Annotated in this window: 15 protein-coding genes; 10 read left to right on the top strand and 5 right to left on the bottom strand. The window is 65.3% G+C overall.

Annotated features, from left to right (window positions below):
* Positions 1–124: 124 nt before the first annotated feature.
* From ABB27_RS12010 to ABB27_RS11995, 4 genes are read right to left on the bottom strand one after another with little or no spacing between them, the layout of a single operon-like run.
* A complete protein-coding gene (locus tag ABB27_RS12010; RefSeq protein ID WP_057628941.1) occupies positions 125–649 on the bottom strand; it encodes a Slp family lipoprotein in 525 nt (174 codons plus the stop codon).
* Positions 646–2,598, bottom strand: a complete 1,953-nt coding sequence (locus ABB27_RS12005; RefSeq protein WP_057628949.1) for a transglutaminase TgpA family protein — start codon at positions 2,596–2,598, stop codon at positions 646–648. The genes ABB27_RS12010 and ABB27_RS12005 overlap by 4 nt, the downstream gene beginning before the upstream one ends.
* Positions 2,599–2,600: 2 nt before the next feature.
* Complete coding sequence (locus ABB27_RS12000; protein ID WP_057628940.1) at positions 2,601–3,557, bottom strand: DUF58 domain-containing protein; 957 nt, start codon at positions 3,555–3,557, stop codon at positions 2,601–2,603.
* A 1-nt stretch (position 3,558) separates the two neighbouring features.
* Positions 3,559–4,485 (bottom strand): AAA family ATPase, encoded by a 927-nt coding sequence (locus tag ABB27_RS11995; RefSeq protein ID WP_057628948.1) that lies wholly within the window; start codon positions 4,483–4,485, stop codon positions 3,559–3,561.
* A gap of 61 nt (positions 4,486–4,546) precedes the next feature.
* Here ABB27_RS11995 and ABB27_RS11990 point away from each other — a divergent pair, with 61 nt between their 5' ends.
* On the top strand, positions 4,547–6,388 hold the full coding sequence (locus ABB27_RS11990; protein ID WP_057628947.1) for a glycosyltransferase family 39 protein: 1,842 nt from the start codon (positions 4,547–4,549) through the stop codon (positions 6,386–6,388).
* A gap of 191 nt (positions 6,389–6,579) precedes the next feature.
* Here the strand turns inward: ABB27_RS11990 and ABB27_RS11985 are convergent, their stop codons facing one another.
* Positions 6,580–7,152: a Maf family protein gene (locus ABB27_RS11985; protein WP_057628939.1), complete on the bottom strand. Its 573-nt coding sequence runs from the start codon at positions 7,150–7,152 to the stop codon at positions 6,580–6,582.
* A gap of 115 nt (positions 7,153–7,267) precedes the next feature.
* Between ABB27_RS11985 and ABB27_RS11980 the strand changes: the two genes are divergently transcribed.
* The 9 genes from ABB27_RS11980 (at position 7,268) to mltG (ending at position 15,991) form a co-directional block, all read left to right on the top strand.
* Positions 7,268–7,774 carry a YceD family protein gene (locus tag ABB27_RS11980; protein ID WP_057628938.1) on the top strand — a complete coding sequence of 169 codons (507 nt, stop codon included), beginning with the start codon at positions 7,268–7,270 and terminating at the stop codon, positions 7,772–7,774.
* A 108-nt stretch (positions 7,775–7,882) separates the two neighbouring features.
* Entirely contained in the window at positions 7,883–8,080 is a 198-nt protein-coding gene (rpmF, locus tag ABB27_RS11975; RefSeq protein WP_057628937.1) for a 50S ribosomal protein L32, read from the top strand.
* A gap of 91 nt (positions 8,081–8,171) precedes the next feature.
* Positions 8,172–9,137: a beta-ketoacyl-ACP synthase III gene (locus ABB27_RS11970; protein WP_057628936.1), complete on the top strand. Its 966-nt coding sequence runs from the start codon at positions 8,172–8,174 to the stop codon at positions 9,135–9,137.
* A gap of 639 nt (positions 9,138–9,776) precedes the next feature.
* Positions 9,777–10,721, top strand: a complete 945-nt coding sequence (gene fabD, locus ABB27_RS11965; RefSeq protein WP_057628935.1) for an ACP S-malonyltransferase — start codon at positions 9,777–9,779, stop codon at positions 10,719–10,721.
* Between the two features lie 85 nt (positions 10,722–10,806).
* Positions 10,807–11,550 carry a 3-oxoacyl-ACP reductase FabG gene (gene fabG, locus ABB27_RS11960; RefSeq protein ID WP_057628934.1) on the top strand — a complete coding sequence of 248 codons (744 nt, stop codon included), beginning with the start codon at positions 10,807–10,809 and terminating at the stop codon, positions 11,548–11,550.
* Positions 11,551–11,700: 150 nt separating this feature from the next.
* Positions 11,701–11,940, top strand: a complete 240-nt coding sequence (acpP, locus tag ABB27_RS11955; protein ID WP_054659808.1) for an acyl carrier protein — start codon at positions 11,701–11,703, stop codon at positions 11,938–11,940.
* A gap of 123 nt (positions 11,941–12,063) precedes the next feature.
* The gene (gene fabF, locus ABB27_RS11950) at positions 12,064–13,326 is read left to right on the top strand and encodes a beta-ketoacyl-ACP synthase II (RefSeq protein WP_057628933.1); all 1,263 of its coding nucleotides are present in this window, start codon (positions 12,064–12,066) and stop codon (positions 13,324–13,326) included.
* 181 nt (positions 13,327–13,507) lie between these two features.
* Positions 13,508–14,860 (top strand): aminodeoxychorismate synthase component I, encoded by a 1,353-nt coding sequence (locus ABB27_RS11945; protein WP_057628932.1) that lies wholly within the window; start codon positions 13,508–13,510, stop codon positions 14,858–14,860.
* A gap of 72 nt (positions 14,861–14,932) precedes the next feature.
* Complete coding sequence (gene mltG / locus ABB27_RS11940) at positions 14,933–15,991, top strand: endolytic transglycosylase MltG (protein ID WP_057628931.1); 1,059 nt, start codon at positions 14,933–14,935, stop codon at positions 15,989–15,991.
* Positions 15,992–16,021: the final 30 nt, after the last annotated feature.

The raw sequence follows: 16,021 nt of genomic DNA, 5'->3' as shown, positions 1-16,021 counted from the left end.
GGAGGGGTGAGCTCTGCTGTGTTTGATGGATCTGTAGCTTCGCGGCTTACGCCGCTCCCACAACCATCGTTCCAGGTTTCAATCAAACAAAAACGCCGCCCCTTGGGGCGGCGTTTTCAGTTTGTTACCACCAGCCGCGGTAACCCCAGCCCCAGCCTGGGCCCCAACCCGGGCCCCAGGGGCCGTAAGGGTAGGCGGGTACCACTTCCACTTCGCGCTGCACCGGCCACAGGTACACCACGTCGGCGGCAAGCTTGGGCAGCGGGTAATCGTATTCGCCGATCTTGGTGCTCTGGTAGCCATCGATGCGGCCGATGAAGGTCACGTCGCGGCCGGGCTCGAACACCGCCGGATCATAGAAACCACTGCGGCAGGCCAGGAAGCGGCCGTCGCTGGCATCGCTCGAACTGGTGCTCGGGCGGCCGCTGGTATTGAGCGGGCGGGCGAGCATCTGGAAGCAGGTTTCGCCCTGGCCGGGGACGGTTTCAATGATGCGGCCACCCCAGCGTACCGGCGCGCCAGTCTGCTTCTGCGCCACCGCGTCACGCGGCGAAACGGGGGTGAACTGTCCCTGCAGCGGCTTGGGCGCCGTGGCACAGGCAGCCAGCACCAGGCTGGCAGCGGCAACGAGGAGGATGCGGGTCTTCATGTTCGTACTCCGGGTTTCGGGCGGTGCCTGTGCAGGTCCGCCAATAATGAAACGACATCCGATCGGACGCCAGCGTAACGCGCTTGAGTGAAACGCTGGCTGAGTGCCAACAGGTCGCTGCCGGGGCGGGCGCGGTCCACCCGCGCGGCCCAATCGCTGGCGGTTTCCGACGGTTCACGGCCGAGCCCGAGGCGCTGGTAACGCCGGTCCAGCCGATGCCAGGCGCGCAGCAAGGGGTCACGCTGGCGTTCACCGCGCGCCAGCAGCCAGGCCATCAGGCCCAGCGCCAGCACGGCGAAGCCGGCAAACAAGGCAACCAGCTGCGAGGGGTTCAACTGCTTGATGCCGATGGCGCTGAGCAGGTGTTGCTGACGCTCGGCGTTGAAGGACAGCACGGCGGTGTTCCAGCCGCGGCGCAGATAGTCGCCGTACTGCAGCAGGCTGCTCCAGCGCCCAGCCAGATCCATGCCATCGGCGCCGGTGTCGTTGTCGCCGACGCGATCTTCCAAGGTGTCGTAGATGCGCTCCGGGGCGACGGCGGCGGTGGGGTCCACGCGTACCCAGCCGCGCTGCGGCAGCCAGACTTCGGCCCAGGCATGTGCATCCAGACGCCGCACCACCCAGTAGTTGCCGAAGCGGTTGCGCACGCCGCCGGCGTAGCCGGTGACCACGCGGGCGGGTATGCCGGCGCCGCGCATCAGCACCACGAACGCCGCGCTGAAGTGCTCGCAATAGCCGGCCTTCTGGTCGAACAGGAATTCGTCCACCGAATGGCGGCCGGCCAGCGGCGTGGCCAGGGTGTAGGCGAAATCGCGATGGATCCATTCCAGGCTGCGCTGCACCAGTGCTGCCGGGTCGTTGCCGGCTTCGCTGAGCCATTGCCGGGACAGTGCAAGCGTGCGTGGATTGAAGCCCTCCGGCAGTTGCAGGGCCTGTTGGCGCAGGCGTTGTGGCAGCTCGGCCTGGAAGGCCTCCGCGGCACTTGATTGCATGCGCCAACGGCTCAGCGTGGTCAGCGATTGTGGTGCGCTGAGGCTGTAGTCGGCATCCAGGTAGCTGCCGCTGGGGGCTTGCAGGGGCAGATCGAGGGCGACCAGTTCGCGGCGGTCGGTGGGCTCGTATTCGATCTGGTAATCCCAGCGCTGGGCGGCCGAACGCACGGTCGGCGGTTGCCCGTATTGCTGGCTTTCCAAGCGGGTCCAGCGGCGGCCGTCGAAACGGGTCAATACCGGGCCGCGCCAGTAGCGCTGGTTCTGCGCCGGCACCGGGCCGAAGAACTCCACGCGCAGCGCCGGGCTGTCATCGGCCATCAGGTCGATCCAGCCGCCGGGCTGCATGCTGCCGGACAGCCCCGGGCGTGCGGCGGCGCGCTCCGGCGTGCCCCACAGTGGCGTAGGCAGACGCGGCACCAGCCAGAACGCCGACAACGCCAGCGGCAAGGCAAGCAGCATCAGCCGGCCGACGGTGCGCAGCTGGGCGCGTGCCGGCAGGTGGGCGATGCCGACTTCTTCATCGGCCAGCCGCTGCAGGGCCAGCAGGGCGGCGACCACGGCGGCTGCGGACATCAGCAGGGTGCTTGGGCCCTGGTCAAGCAGGAAGGCGGCGAACGGGGCAAACAGGCCGAAGCCGATCAGGCTGCGTGCGTCACGCAGATTGCGCAGTTCGCTGGATTTGATCGCCAACATTGCAGCGAGCAGGGCGCAGCCGGTATCGCGGCCGGGCCGGATGCCCATCTGCCAGTAAATGCACGCCAGCATGATGCCGACCAGCAGCAGCCGCAGTGGCAGCGGCATGGCATGGCGCCACGACCACAGCGCCACCAGCAGCGTGGTGACGGCGAACACCACCGCCAGCGTGGCGGGCAACTGCAGCAACAACGGCAGCAGGCACAGCACGGTGACCAGATTGATCCAGAGGCGGGTGCCTGCGCTCAGGGCGGGAGAAGAGATCTTCATGCGGCAGGAAGCAGCGCCAGTGCGCGCAGGCAAAGGTGGCGGTGGGCGTCACCGCTGGCCGGCCCCAGCGGCGGCATGCCGGGCAGGCGCAGTTGATAGCTGCGGCCCTCGCGCTCGGCCTCGTCGACCCAGCGGGCCAGTCGCGAGATGCGGCGCTCATGCGGTAGGGCGCGCAACTGCTGCCAGTCCAGCACCAGCTCGGCGCCGTAGGGGCGCTCGTATTCGCGCACCAGCAGTTCGTCGCGGCGCGCCGAATGCTTCCAGGCGATGCTGCGGCGCGAGTCACCGCTGCGGTACGGACGCATCTGCTGCAGTTCCTCGCCCTGCGGATGCACGCGGGTGCGGGTGGATGCGCTGCCTGCGTCCGGCAGTGGCGGCGCGTTGGTTTCGGGGCTGGGATAGACCAGCAAGGCGGTATCCGGCCAGAACCAGGCCCATGCGCGGACCAAGCCCAGTGGCTGGGTGGTGGCCACGCGGATACGCGACAGATCCAGCCAGCCGCGTTGTTGGGTAGGCAACCACAGATCGGCCTCGGCCTGACTGTCCTGCTCCAGGTTGAAGTGGGTGCGGGCCTGCGCGCAATCCAGCTGCAGGGCGCGACGCGGGCGGCGGTCGCTGCGTGCAAGTGCCAGCCGCAGGCGGATGGGATTGCCGGCGGCGACCGGGTCGGCCGACAGGGCCTGCAGGCGCAGGCCGGATAGCTGCAGATGGGCCTGCAGGGTGCTGGCCAGTGCGGTGGCTGCCAGCACCAGCGCCAGCAACAGGGCCGGGTTGTTGTTGTAGTTCAATGCGCCGAGCAGCATCACCGCAAGCAGGGCGGCCAGGAACAGGCCAAAGCCGGTAGGCAGCACGTAGATGCGGCGCCGGTCCAGTTGCACCGGCAGGTCTTCCGGCTGCCGTGGCCGTGCCAGCAACTGCAGTGCCTGCAGGCGCTGCCGCAACGCTGCACGCACCTCAATCCACCTGCACGCTGTGCAGGATGGCGCGTGCCAGGGCCGGCCCCGAAGATGCCTCCGCCTCGCCGACCAGGCGATGCCCGGCCACGGCGATGAACAAGGCCTGCACGTCTTCGGGAATGACATGGCGGCGGCCAAGCAGCAGTGCATGCGCCTTGGCGGCGCGCAGCAAGGCGATGCCGGCGCGCGGTGACAGGCCAACACGCACGCCGGGGTGTTGGCGGCTGCGGGTGATCAAGGCCTGCACGTAATCAATCAGTGCATCGCTGGCATGTACCTGGCCCACCGCTTCGCGCAGGCTGCGCAGGTCCTGCTCGGACAGGCAGGGGGTGACGCGGGCGATGAGGTTGCGACGGTCTTCGCCGGCCAGCAGGGCGCGTTCGGCTTCGGCGTTGGGATAGCCCAGGGTCAGGCGCAGCAGGAAGCGGTCCAGCTGCGAGTCCGGCAGGGGGAAGGTGCCTGACATGTCCACCGGGTTCTGGGTGGCGATCACAAAGAACGGGTCCGGCAAGCTGTGGGTAACGCCATCCAGGGTCACCTGCTGCTCGGCCATCGCTTCAAGCAATGCGCTCTGTGTGCGCGGCGGTGCGCGGTTGATCTCGTCGGCGAGCAGCAGGTTGCAGAACACCGGCCCCGGGTGGAACTGGAAGCTGCGGCTGTGCGCTTCGTAAACCGAGATGCCGAGCACATCGGCGGGCAGCAGATCCGAGGTGAACTGCACGCGCTGGAACTGCAGGCCGAGGCTGGAGGCCATTGCATGGGCCAGGGTGGTCTTGCCCAGGCCGGGCAGGTCTTCGATCAGCAGATGTCCGCTGGACAGCAGCGCGACAAAGGCCATCCGCACTTCCTGCGCCTTGCCCAGCAGTAGGGAATTGACCTGCTGTTGCGCTGCCGATAGGGACTGTAGTGTTACTTCGGTTAGCATTCCGGGCGGCGCCACGGTCATGGTCGTCTCGATATTTGGGCTGAAGGAAGTGTACGTGGCAATCAGGGGTGAACAACGCGCATACGTGACCTTCCTTGTGTTGTGGGTGCTGGTCACTACCGCCAAGGTGCTGCTGGCATCGCAACTTCCGTTGTTTGTGGACGAAGCCTTCTATTGGCAGGAAGGCCAACATCTGGCCATGGCCTATTCGGACCTGCCGGGGCTTACCGCGTGGCTTACGCGGCTGGGCGTGGAGGTTGCCGGCGACCATCGCCTGGGTGTGCGTCTGCCGTTCCTGCTGATGGGTGCCGCCTTGCCGTGGATGGTTGCCAGCATCTGCACGCGCTGGTTCGGCGCACGCATGGGTTGGCGCGCGGGTGCGTTGGCCTTGTTGATGCCGCTGTCGGCAACGCTGGGCATCCTGGCGGTGCCGGACGTGCCGATGGCGATTGCGGCCTTGCTGTGTCTGGATGCCGGCGCGCGTCTGCTGCGCGGTGTAGGGGCTGGTGGTGCGTTGTTGCTGGCCTGCGGCTTGCTGATGGGCGCGTTGAGCCACTACCGCTTCATCGGCGTGATCGCGGTGGGCTTCATCGCGCTGCTGGTGTTGCCCGAAGGCCGCAAGATGCTGCGCGATCCGCGCGTGTGGATCGCCTTGTCCGTCGGTGTCGCGGCCTGGGTACCGTTGCTGGCCTGGAACCTGGACAACCAGGATGCCGGGCTCAAGTTCCAACTGGTCGAGCGGCATCCCTGGGCCTTCCAGTGGCAGGGTGTGTTGTTCCTGGTGATCCAGCCGCTGCTGGTGACGCCGCTGTTGTTTGCGGCGATGGCGGTGGTTGCTGGCAAGGGCCTGCGGCATGCGCAGGGCGGCTTCCATCATCTGCAATGGCGTTACTTCGCGCTGGTTGGTGCCACCTCGACCTTGCTGATCTTCCTGCTCGGCTTCTTCACCGATGTGGAGCGGGTCAGCTTCCATTGGCCGCTGCCGGGCTACCTGGCCTTGCTGGTCTGCGTACCGGCGTTGCTCAGTCACTGGTCGCGTCGCTGGCGGCGCGCGCTGTGGGCGGTGACCTCGCTGGGGCTGCTGCTGGCCATGAGTTATTACCTGTTGGCGGCGTCGCCTGCACTGCGTGAGCACATGGCGGGCAGCAAGTACTACCCGCGGAATTTCGCCGGCTGGCAGCAGCTGGCCGAGGGCGTGCGCGACGAGCTCTCGCAGATGCCGGAAGACACGCAGTTGCTGGCTGGCAGTTTCAAGGTGGGCGCGGAGCTCGGCTTCCGCCTCAATGATCCGAACATCAAGGTGCTGCCGCACGCGCTCAATGACCGGCACGGGCGCACCGCGCAGCTGGCGTTGTGGAGGCTGATCAGCGATGGCAGCCGCTCCACGCCGGTGTTGTTGGTGTTGTCGCCGGGCGATCAGCGTTACCGCGATCTATTGGCGCATTACCACAAGGTCTGCGAGCTGGTGGGGCCGCTGCCGCCGCCACGGGTGGTTTCGCTCGATCATGGATTCCAGCGCTTCCTGCTGTTCCGGCTGCCGGCGGAAAAACAGCCTGGTGTCTGCGTGACGCCGGCCATGGCGTGGGTGGAAACGCCGTTGGCGGGGCAGGCAGTGGACGGTGCGCTGGAAGTCAGCGGCTGGGCCTTCAAGGACGGCGTGGGTTTGTCACGGGTTGAGCTGCTGTTGGACGGCCGCAGCGTAGGTGATGCCAGCTACGGACGCGCCTTCGACGTGCGCCCGTTCTGGAAGATTTCCAACGACCCGCAGCATCCCAATACCGGCTTTGATGCGCGCCTGGATACATCCGCCCTGAAGCCTGGCACCCATTGGCTGGGGCTGCGCCTGCATGGCAATGACGGCAGTGTAGAAACCTGGGCCGAACAGCCGTTCGAGATCAAATAACGCTGGCCCGCGCCTGTGTGTTGATGTGCGGGCATGGATTACCGGCGCAGCCGCAGTGGGCTAGGGCAGTTGATAGCACCGTAGCCCGGGTAAGCGCAGCGCACCCGGGGCTGTTGGCGGCAAACCTGAGTTGACGTTAGATCCTGGCTCCCGGGTGCGCTGCGCTTACCCGGGCTACTGGAAGCCGCAGGCTAGGGCAGCTGATAACCGGCCTGTCGCAGCAGCTGTGAGGTCTTTATCAGCGGCAGGCCGATCAAGGCGGTAGGGTCGCTGTTCTCGATGGCCTCGAACAAGGTGATGCCCAGTCCTTCGCATTTGAAGCTGCCAGCGCAGTCCAGTGGCAGCTCGGCATCGATATAGCGCTCGATCTCGGCCGTCTGCAGGGCCCTGAAGCGCACGCGGGTCAGATCGCTGGCCTGGTGGTGCGTAGTGCCGTCGCTTACGCAGACGGCGGTGTGGAACAGCACTTCGTGGCCGGACATCGCTGCCAACTGCGCGCAAGCGACCTCACGGCTGCCGGGTTTACCCAGCGGCTGCCCGTTCAGCTCGGCAACTTGATCCGAGCCGATGGCCCAGCTGCCGGGGAACTGGCGGGCGACGGTTTCGGCCTTTGCGCCCGCCAAACGCTGTGCCAGCGCGGCTGGCGCCTCGCCGGGCAGGGGCGATTCATCGACGTCCGGGGCTGCCGAACTGAACGAAAGCCTGAGCCGGTTCAGCAATTCAGCGCGATATCGTGACGTGGAGGCGAGAATCAGGGGCTTCATGTGTAAAAATACGCGGCTCGGGACGGCCAGTCTGCTGCGCCGCCGCCGGTCTGACAATGTTTCCGTCGCTTTGGGTTTGACAGCGGCGGGGCTACTCCTTAACATTCTGCAGCTTATGTCCGCGAACGTGCCCGAATTGCTGGATGCTTGGCGGATGGTCGTAGCGCGTAGGCGCTTTGACGGCCAGGTGCCTTTGTCCGAATTGACCCGCCTGCAGGGTCTGGTTGCCGATACCGAAGGCCAGTGCACCTATGCGCTGGAATTCGATCGAGACAACATCTTGCAGGTGGCTTATGTCGATCTGACCATCGATACCGAGTTGCCCCTGATCTGTCAGCGCACCATGCAGCGTTTCCTGCTGCCGGTGTCGATCAGGCAGCGCTTGGGCTTGATCAAGGACGAAGACGAGGAATCCGCGCTTCCAGAGGAATACGAAGCGCTGCTGGTGCCCGAAGACGGCAACCTGCGGCCGCTGGATCTTGTGGAAGACGAGTTGGTGTTGGCGGTGCCGGTGGTAGCGCTGGCGCCAGGAAGCGAGGCAGTCGAACAGGACTTCACCGCGACCGAAGAAGAATTGAGCAAGGCCAATCCCTTTGCGGCATTGGCGGCGCTGAAGAAATAATTGCGGCCGGTAATCGTCGGCGGCTGCGGCGAAAGCGAGTAGTGCTGGACGCTGGCGTCCTGTGCAATTAAACGACGAAGCAAACGAAACCGAGTTTGGAGCAATCCCATGGCTGTGCAGAAATCCCGTGTTACCCCGTCCCGCCGCGGCATGCGTCGTGCCCACGACGCCCTGAGCGCAAAGCAGCTGTCCACCGATCCGACCACCGGTGAAGTGCATCTGCGTCACCACATCACTGCTGACGGTTTCTACCGTGGCAAGAAGGTGATCACGACCAAGTCGACCCTGGTCGCTGAAGAAGATTGATTTGTGACGGCTGCCGCCACCTGAGTGTGGCGGTTGTTGCACCGATTCTTCCGGGGCCGCCTGCGGGCGGCTTCGCGCAATAGGAAACAGCATGAGCAAGCGGATCTACTCGAGAATCGCGGGCACTGGTAGTTATTTGCCCGAGAAAGTGTTGACCAACGATGATCTGACCAAGATTGTCGAGACGACCAACGAGTGGATCGAGTCGCGCACGGGTATCCGTGAGCGGCACATCGCTGCCGAAGGCGAAACCACCAGTGACCTGGGTTACCACGCCGCCGTGCGCGCGCTGGAAGCTGCCGGCATTGAGGCGTCGCAGCTGGACATGATCATCGTGGGTACCACCACGCCGGATCTGATTTTTCCGTCTACCGCTTGCTTGATCCAGGCCCGCCTCGGCGCAGCTGGTTCGGCGGCGTTTGACGTCAATGCGGCATGTTCGGGCTTCCTTTTCGCCCTGAGCGTGGCTGACAAATTCATTCGCAGCGGTGATGCCAAGCACGTCTTGGTGATCGGTGCGGAAACCCTGACCCGTATCGTCGACTGGACTGACCGCACCACCTGCGTGTTGTTCGGTGATGGCGCGGGCGCCGTCGTGCTCAAGGCCGACGAAGACACCGGCATTCTCAGTACCCATCTGCATGCCGACGGCAGCAAGAAGGAGCTGCTGTGGGATCCGGTTGGTGTGTCGGTCGGCTTCGACAAGCCGGGCAACATCATCATGAAGGGCAACGACGTGTTCAAGTACGCCGTCAAGGCGCTGGACTCGGTGGTTGATGAGACCCTGCAGGCCAATGGTCTGGACAAGTCCGACCTGGATTGGCTGATCCCGCACCAGGCCAACCTGCGCATCATCGAAGCCACGGCCAAGCGCCTGGACATGCCGATGGACCGCGTGGTGGTGACGGTGGACAAGCACGGCAACACCTCGTCTGGTTCCGTACCGCTGGCACTGGACGCAGCGATCCGTTCGGGTCGTGTCGAGCGCGGCCAGTTGTTGCTGCTGGAAGCCTTTGGCGGCGGTTTCACCTGGGGCTCGGCGCTGGTGCGCTACTAAGCGCCGCGCTGATTCAGATACAAAAACGGGCAGCCAATGGCTGCCCGTTTTATTTTCGCGCCCCATTAATGTAGTGCCGAGCCATGCTCGGCAGGGGCCTTTCCCAGCTATTTACCGCCTCCCAAATCCTTGTAGGAGCGGCGTAAGCCGCGAAGCCAAAACTGCATGACGCAGCGAAAAGCCAACCCCCCCCAACCCTCCGCTTCGCTACGCGAAAGGGAGGGGGTGTAGTGCCGAGCCATGCTCGGCAGGGGCTTCACCAGCCGCCCATCAGCCCCAAACTCCTAGTAGGAGTGGCGTAAGCCGCGAAGCCACAACTGCATGACGCAGCGAAAAACCAACCCCTCCCCAGCCCTCCCCTTCGCTACGCGAAAGGGGAGGGGGAATATAGTGCCGAGCCATGCTCGGCAGGGGCGTTGCCGGTAAAGCCCCCTGCCGAGCATGGCTCGGCACTACAGGCTCTTTGCGGTAAGGCCCCTTGCCGAGCATGGCTCGGCACTACGGGCTCTCTGCTGTAAAGCCCCTCGCCGAGCATGGCTCGGCACTACCGCTGCGTGCCCCTGCATACGCGCCAGTACAGACGGGCGGGCGCTTTCGCGCTTATTATTCCCCGCTTCGATTGATGCAGCAGAAGACCGCGTGACTGACTCCCGACTCGCTTTCGTATTTCCCGGCCAGGGTTCGCAATCCATTGGGATGTTGGCCGAACTGGCTGAACTGCACCCGCAGGTCCGTGACACCTTTGCCGAGGCCTCCGAAGGCGCGGGCGTCGATCTGTGGGCACTGTCGCAGGGCGGCCCGGAAGAACAGCTCAATCGCACCGAATTCACCCAGCCGGCGCTGCTGGCCGCCAGCATCGCGGTGTGGCGCCTGTGGAATGCACAGGGCGGCGCACAGCCTGCCGTACTGGCCGGGCACAGCCTGGGCGAGTACACCGCGTTGGTTGCTGCCGGCGCGTTGACGCTGCACGACGGTGCGCACCTGGTGCGCCTGCGTGGCCAGCTGATGCAGGACGCAGCCCCGACGGGCGTTGGCGCGATGGCTGCCGTGCTCGGCGCCGAAGACGCGCTGGTGCTGGAAGTCTGCGCCGAGGCTGCAGGCAGCCAGGTGGTGGTGCCGGCCAATTTCAATTCGCCCGGCCAGATCGTGATCGGCGGTGACGCTGCCGCAGTGGACCGCGCCTTGGCGCTGTTGGCTGAAAAGGGCGTGCGCAAGGCGGTGAAGCTGGCCGTCAGCGTGCCGTCGCACACGCCGCTGATGCGCGAAGCCGCCAATCGTCTGGCTGCGGTAATGGAAGGCCTGGCGTGGCAGCAGCCGTCGTTGCCGGTGATCCAGAACGTCGACGCACAGGTGCATGAGGGCGTGGATGCCATCCGTCAGGCACTGGTGCAGCAGCTGTACCAGCCGGTGCAGTGGACCGGTTGCGTGCAGGCATTGGCCGCACGCGGTGTCACCCGCGTGGCCGAATGCGGCCCGGGCAAGGTGCTGACCGGCCTGGTCAAGCGCATCGACAAGAACATCGAAGGGCGTCCGCTCGCCACCCCGGCAGACTTTGCCGGCGCGCTGGAAGAGTGGGCAAACTGAGTAACCGATTGCGGCACGGGCGCAGCCTGCGCCCGGTCATGATGGGCGCTGCGCGTGCGCGGTGCCATGCATACAAGGAACAGGAATGAGCAAGCCATTGCAAGGTGAAATCGCGCTGGTCACCGGCGCCAGCCGGGGTATCGGTGCCGCCATTGCCGATGAACTGGCCGCGCTGGGCGCGACCGTCATCGGTACCGCCACCACCGACAACGGCGCAGCCGCCATCGGTACGCGGCTGGCTGCCCAGGGCGGCCACGGCCGTGCGCTGAACGTGACCGAGCCGGGTGCGGTGGACGCGCTGATCGACGCGGTGAGCAAGGAATTCGGTGCCATCAGCATCCTGGTCAACAACGCCGGCATCACCCGCGACAACCTGCTGATGCGCATGAAGGACGAGGATTGGCAGGCCATCCTCGACACCAACCTGACCAGCGTTTACCGCACCTCGAAGGCGGTGATGCGCGGCATGATGAAGGCGCGCAAGGGCCGCATCATCAATATCGCCTCGGTCATCGGTGTCACCGGCAATGCCGGCCAGGCCAACTATGCCGCCGCCAAGGCTGGCATCATTGCGTTCTCCAAGTCGCTGGCCAAGGAAATCGGCAGCCGTGGCGTGACCGTCAACGTGGTCGCACCGGGCTTCATCGACACGGACATGACCAAGGATCTGCCCGAGGACGCCAAGGCGGCGATGCTCGGCCAGATCGCGCTGGGCCGCCTCGGCGAGCCCGCAGACATCGCCAAGGCGGTGGCGTTCCTGGCCGGTCCGTCGGCCAGTTACATCACCGGCGAAACCCTTCACGTGAACGGCGGTTTGTACATGCCGTAAGCGTGGTGTGCAGGGACTGCACCCAAGTGGTTGATCGTTGTGGCTTTTTTGTTCAGAAACACCGCCGCGACGGTTTCCACTACACTATCCCACGGCCAGCCCTGGGGGCTGGCGTCTTTTGAACCACTACTCCATCTGGAGCGATATCCAATGAGCACCATCGAAGAACGCGTCAAGAAGATTGTTGTTGAGCAGCTTGGCGTCAAGGAAGAAGAAGTCACCACCAGCGCATCGTTTGTCGATGACCTGGGTGCAGACTCGCTTGACACCGTTGAGCTGGTGATGGCGCTGGAAGAAGAGTTCGAGTGCGAAATCCCGGACGAAGAAGCCGAGAAGATCGGTACCGTCCAGGCCGCCATCGACTACGTCAAGGCACACGTCAAGGCCTGATCCAGGTCTGACAAGGCGCGGTCGGCAAGCATGTCAGCCGCGTTGCAAATCCATGGGGCCGCTGATGCGGCCCTGTGCTTTTAAGTTTCAAAACCCCCGCATGCGGGGCCAGGAGAATCCGCAATGAGTCGTCGCGTCGTCGTTACCGGCATGGGCATGGTGTCGCCCCTAGGCAATGATCTGGCCAGCAGCTGGGAAGGCATCATCAATGGCCGCTCGGGCATTGGCCCGCTGACGAATGTCATGGACAGCTACCTGGAGCGTTTCACCACCAAGATTGCAGGTGAGGTCAGGGATTTCGACATCACCGCCGACAACCCCTTGTTCGGCAAGTATCGGGTCAGCGGCAAGGATGCCAAGAAGATGGACCCGTTCATCCATTACGGCCTGGGTGCCGCCTTCATGGCGCTGCACGACTCGGGCCTGGAAATCACCGACGCCAACGCTGAGCGCATTGGCGCCATCGTCGGCGCCGGCATCGGCGGCCTGCTCGGCATCGAAGAGCAGACCATCGAGTTCCACGAAGGCAAGAAGATCTCGCCCTTCTACGTGCCCAAGACCATCATCAACATGCTGCCCGGCCAGCTGAGCATCATCGCCGGGCTGAAGGGCCCGTCGTTCTCGGCGGTGTCGGCCTGTGCCACGTCCAACCATTCCATCGGTACGGCGATGCGCATGATCCAGTACGGCGATGCCGACGTGATGGTTGCCGGTGGCGCCGAGCGTGGTTCCTCGCCGACCGCACTGGGCGGCTTCTGCGCGATGAAGGCCATGTCCACCCGCAACGACGAGCCGACCAAGGCCTCGCGTCCGTGGGACCAGGGCCGTGACGGCTTCGTGCTGGGCGACGGTGCCGGCATCCTGATCCTGGAAGAGTACGAGCACGCCAAGGCGCGCGGCGCCAAGATCTACTGCGAGCTGGCTGGTTTCGGTGCAAGCTCCGACGCGTACCACATGACCGCACCGAGCGAGAACGGCGAAGGCGCCGCCCGCTGCATGGTCGCGGCAATGAAGGACGCCGGCGTCACCCCGGAACAGGTGGGCTACCTCAACGCGCACGGCACCTCCACGCCGCTGGGCGACCTGGGCGAGACCATGGCGATGAAGACGGCCTTCGGCGAGCACGCCTACAAGATGCTGGTCAGCTCGACCAAGTCGATGACCGGCCACCTGTTGGGTGCAGCGGGCGGCGTGGAAGCGATCTTCTCGGTGATGGCGCTGAACACCGGCATCATCCCGCCGACCATCAACCTGGAAAACCCCAGCGAAGGCTGCGACCTGGACTACGTGCCGAACGTGGCCCGCAAGGCTGACGTGGACGTGGTGATGTCGAACGGCTTCGGCTTCGGCGGCACCAACGGCACGCTGGTGTTCAAGCGGATCTAAAGGCTTAAAGCCCCTCTCCCGGCGGGAGAGGGGTTGGGGTGAGGGTAGGGCGGAAGCAGCATCGGCGAACAGCCAGCTGGCCTCCAGCTCCTATCAGCCAACCGCACCCTCATCCGCCCCTACGGGGCACCTTCTCCCGGCGGGAGAAGGGCGCGCTCCCCCAGACTTCTTCGGGCCCACGATGCACATCCTCCCCCTGCACGCCGATATCGACCTGCTGGCGCTGCATCGGCTCGCACCGCATCGCTATCCGGTCCTGCTTGAATCCACTGCCGCCGGCAAGCAAGGCCAGTGGGACATGCTGTTGATCGCCGATGGTGGCCAGCTCCTGCTCAATGCCGACGGCAGCGTGCAGCGCGAAGACGGCAGCCCGGTGGAAGGGACGTTCCTCGCCGCACTCGACCGCGATTGGCAGGCCCTGCAGCAGCCACGTAACCCGATGGAAGCGGACATCCCGTTCCGCGGCGGCTGGGCCTTGCTGCTCGATTACGAGCTTGCCCAGCAGGTTGAACCGATCCTGCAGCTGCCACAGCGCACGGATGGCCTGCCAACCGCCGTCGCATTGCGCTGCCCGGCAGCGGTACTGCGCGAACGCGACAGTGGCCGCTGCATTGCCATCGCCGAAGACGACGCCGCCGACCTGCTCGGCCAGCTCCAGCACGATCAAACACAAGCCGCGCTGCTGCCGCCCTTGCCGCATTGGCATGGCCCAGGCGCCATCAGCGAAGACGCTGGCGAACGCTTCACCGATGGCGTGCACAAGATCATCGACTACCTGCATGCCGGCGACGTGTTCCAGGTGAACCTGTCGCGCCGCTGGCAGGCGCAATTCGATGCGCCGCTGGCAGCGGAAGCGCTGTACGCGCGGCTGCGTACCGCCAACCCCGCGCCGTTCGCCGGCCTGTTCACCGCCGCCGGACGCGCCGTGGTCAGCTCCTCGCCGGAACGGCTGGTTTCCGTCAACGGTGATGTGGTGCAGACCCGCCCGATCGCTGGCACCCGTCCGCGCTTCGAGGGTGACGACGATGCCGCACGCATCCAGGAACTGGTTGGTCATCCCAAGGAGCGCGCCGAGCACGTGATGCTGATCGACCTGGAGCGCAACGACCTGGGCCGCATTGCCGCGCCCGGCAGCGTCGAGGTCGATGAGCTGATGACCGTCGAGAGCTACGCCCACGTGCACCACATCGTCAGCAACGTGCGCGCGCGGCTGCGCGCCGATGTGACCCCGGGCGAAGTGATTGCGGCTACCTTCCCGGGCGGCACCATCACCGGTTGCCCCAAGGTGCGCTGCATGGAAATCATCGCCGAGCTGGAACAGACCGCGCGCGGTGCCTATACCGGCGCCTTCGGCTGGCTGAACCGTGACGGCGACATGGACCTGAACATCCTCATCCGCACCGCTGAAGTGCAGGGTAATACCGCCAGTTTCCGTACGGGAGCCGGCATCGTGGTGGATTCGGTGGCCGACAAGGAGCTGGATGAAACCCGGGCCAAGGCGCGCGGGCTGTTGCGGGCGCTGGACCCGCAATGATGAACACCGCTTTGGCCGGCGTTGCCGCCGGCGCGGTATCCTGCGCATCGGTTCTTTGAAGACGGGGTGACCATGGCGGGTGCCAAGCGCGGATGTCTGCTGGTGCTGGCGGTGTTGGTACTGCTGGTGGCATTGGCTGGCGCAGGTGCGGCCTGGTTGTGGCAGCGGCAGGGCAGTTTTGCCGATACGCCGCTGACGCCGTCTGCGGCAAGCATCACCATCGCTTCGGGTGACTCCCTCACCAGCGTGCTGCGCAAGCTGCGCGCGGCCGGTGTGGATGAAGGCGACGATCTGCAATGGCAGCTGCTGGCGCGCCAGCTTGATGCCGCCGGCAAGCTCAAGGTAGGCGAGTACGCGCTGGAGCCGGCACCCACGCCGCGCCAGCTGCTGCAGAACATGCGCCAGGGCAAGGTGTTGCAATACCGCGTCACCATCGTTGAAGGCTGGAACATCCGCCAACTGCGCGCGGCCCTGGCCCGTGCACAGCCGCTGGAACACGAAACCACCGATCTGGCTGACACCGAGCTGATGGCCAAGCTGGGCTTCCCCGACCAGCACCCGGAAGGTCGCTTCCTGCCGGAAACCTATATCTACCAGCGCGGTGATAGCGACGTGGACTTGCTCAAGCGCGCCCATGCCGCGATGGAAAAGGAACTGGCTGTTGCCTGGGCCGGGCGCAGCGACGACCTGCCGCTGAAGTCGCCCTACGAGCTGCTGATCCTGGCCTCCATCATCGAGAAGGAAACCGGCCTGGCCAGCGAGCGCCCGCAGATTGCCGGCGTGTTCGTCCGTCGCCTGAAAATGGGCATGCGCCTGCAGACCGACCCGACCGTGATCTACGGCATCGGCAGCGCCTACGACGGCAATATCCGCAAGATCCACCTGACCACCGATACGCCGTACAACACCTATACCCGCGCCGGCCTGACGCCGACGCCGATCGCCATGCCAGGCCGCGACGCCCTGCATGCCGCCGCCAATCCGGCGCCAGGCGATGCGCTGTACTTTGTCGCCGTGGGCGATGGCAGTGGCGCGCATGTGTTCTCCGCGTCCTATACCGATCACAACACCGCCGTGGCCGAATACCTGCAGCGGCTGCGTGCCAGGCGCAGCGAGGCCGCAGCGCAATGAGCGGCATGACCCGAATGATGTACAGGATGT

The organism is Stenotrophomonas terrae (genome assembly GCF_001431465.1).
In the GTDB taxonomy this organism is placed as follows: domain Bacteria; phylum Pseudomonadota; class Gammaproteobacteria; order Xanthomonadales; family Xanthomonadaceae; genus Stenotrophomonas; species Stenotrophomonas terrae.
The sequence above is the reverse complement of the archived record's forward strand: the minus strand, read 5'-3'. Positions and strand labels throughout refer to the sequence as shown.

What these genes read in the sequence shown, in the direction of transcription:
- ABB27_RS12010 (WP_057628941.1), bottom strand. Translation starts at nt 649, where the DNA reads ATGAAGACCCGCATCCTCCTCGTTGCCGCTGCCAGCCTGGTGCTGGCT.
- ABB27_RS11995 (WP_057628948.1), bottom strand. Translation starts at nt 4,485, where the DNA reads ATGCTAACCGAAGTAACACTACAGTCCCTATCGGCAGCGCAACAGCAG.
- ABB27_RS11985 (WP_057628939.1), bottom strand. Translation starts at nt 7,152, where the DNA reads ATGAAGCCCCTGATTCTCGCCTCCACGTCACGATATCGCGCTGAATTG.
- ABB27_RS11980 (WP_057628938.1), top strand. Translation starts at nt 7,268, where the DNA reads ATGTCCGCGAACGTGCCCGAATTGCTGGATGCTTGGCGGATGGTCGTA.
- rpmF (WP_057628937.1), top strand. Translation starts at nt 7,883, where the DNA reads ATGGCTGTGCAGAAATCCCGTGTTACCCCGTCCCGCCGCGGCATGCGT.
- ABB27_RS11970 (WP_057628936.1), top strand. Translation starts at nt 8,172, where the DNA reads ATGAGCAAGCGGATCTACTCGAGAATCGCGGGCACTGGTAGTTATTTG.
- fabG (WP_057628934.1), top strand. Translation starts at nt 10,807, where the DNA reads ATGAGCAAGCCATTGCAAGGTGAAATCGCGCTGGTCACCGGCGCCAGC.
- acpP (WP_054659808.1), top strand. Translation starts at nt 11,701, where the DNA reads ATGAGCACCATCGAAGAACGCGTCAAGAAGATTGTTGTTGAGCAGCTT.
- fabF (WP_057628933.1), top strand. Translation starts at nt 12,064, where the DNA reads ATGAGTCGTCGCGTCGTCGTTACCGGCATGGGCATGGTGTCGCCCCTA.
- ABB27_RS11945 (WP_057628932.1), top strand. Translation starts at nt 13,508, where the DNA reads ATGCACATCCTCCCCCTGCACGCCGATATCGACCTGCTGGCGCTGCAT.
- mltG (WP_057628931.1), top strand. Translation starts at nt 14,933, where the DNA reads ATGGCGGGTGCCAAGCGCGGATGTCTGCTGGTGCTGGCGGTGTTGGTA.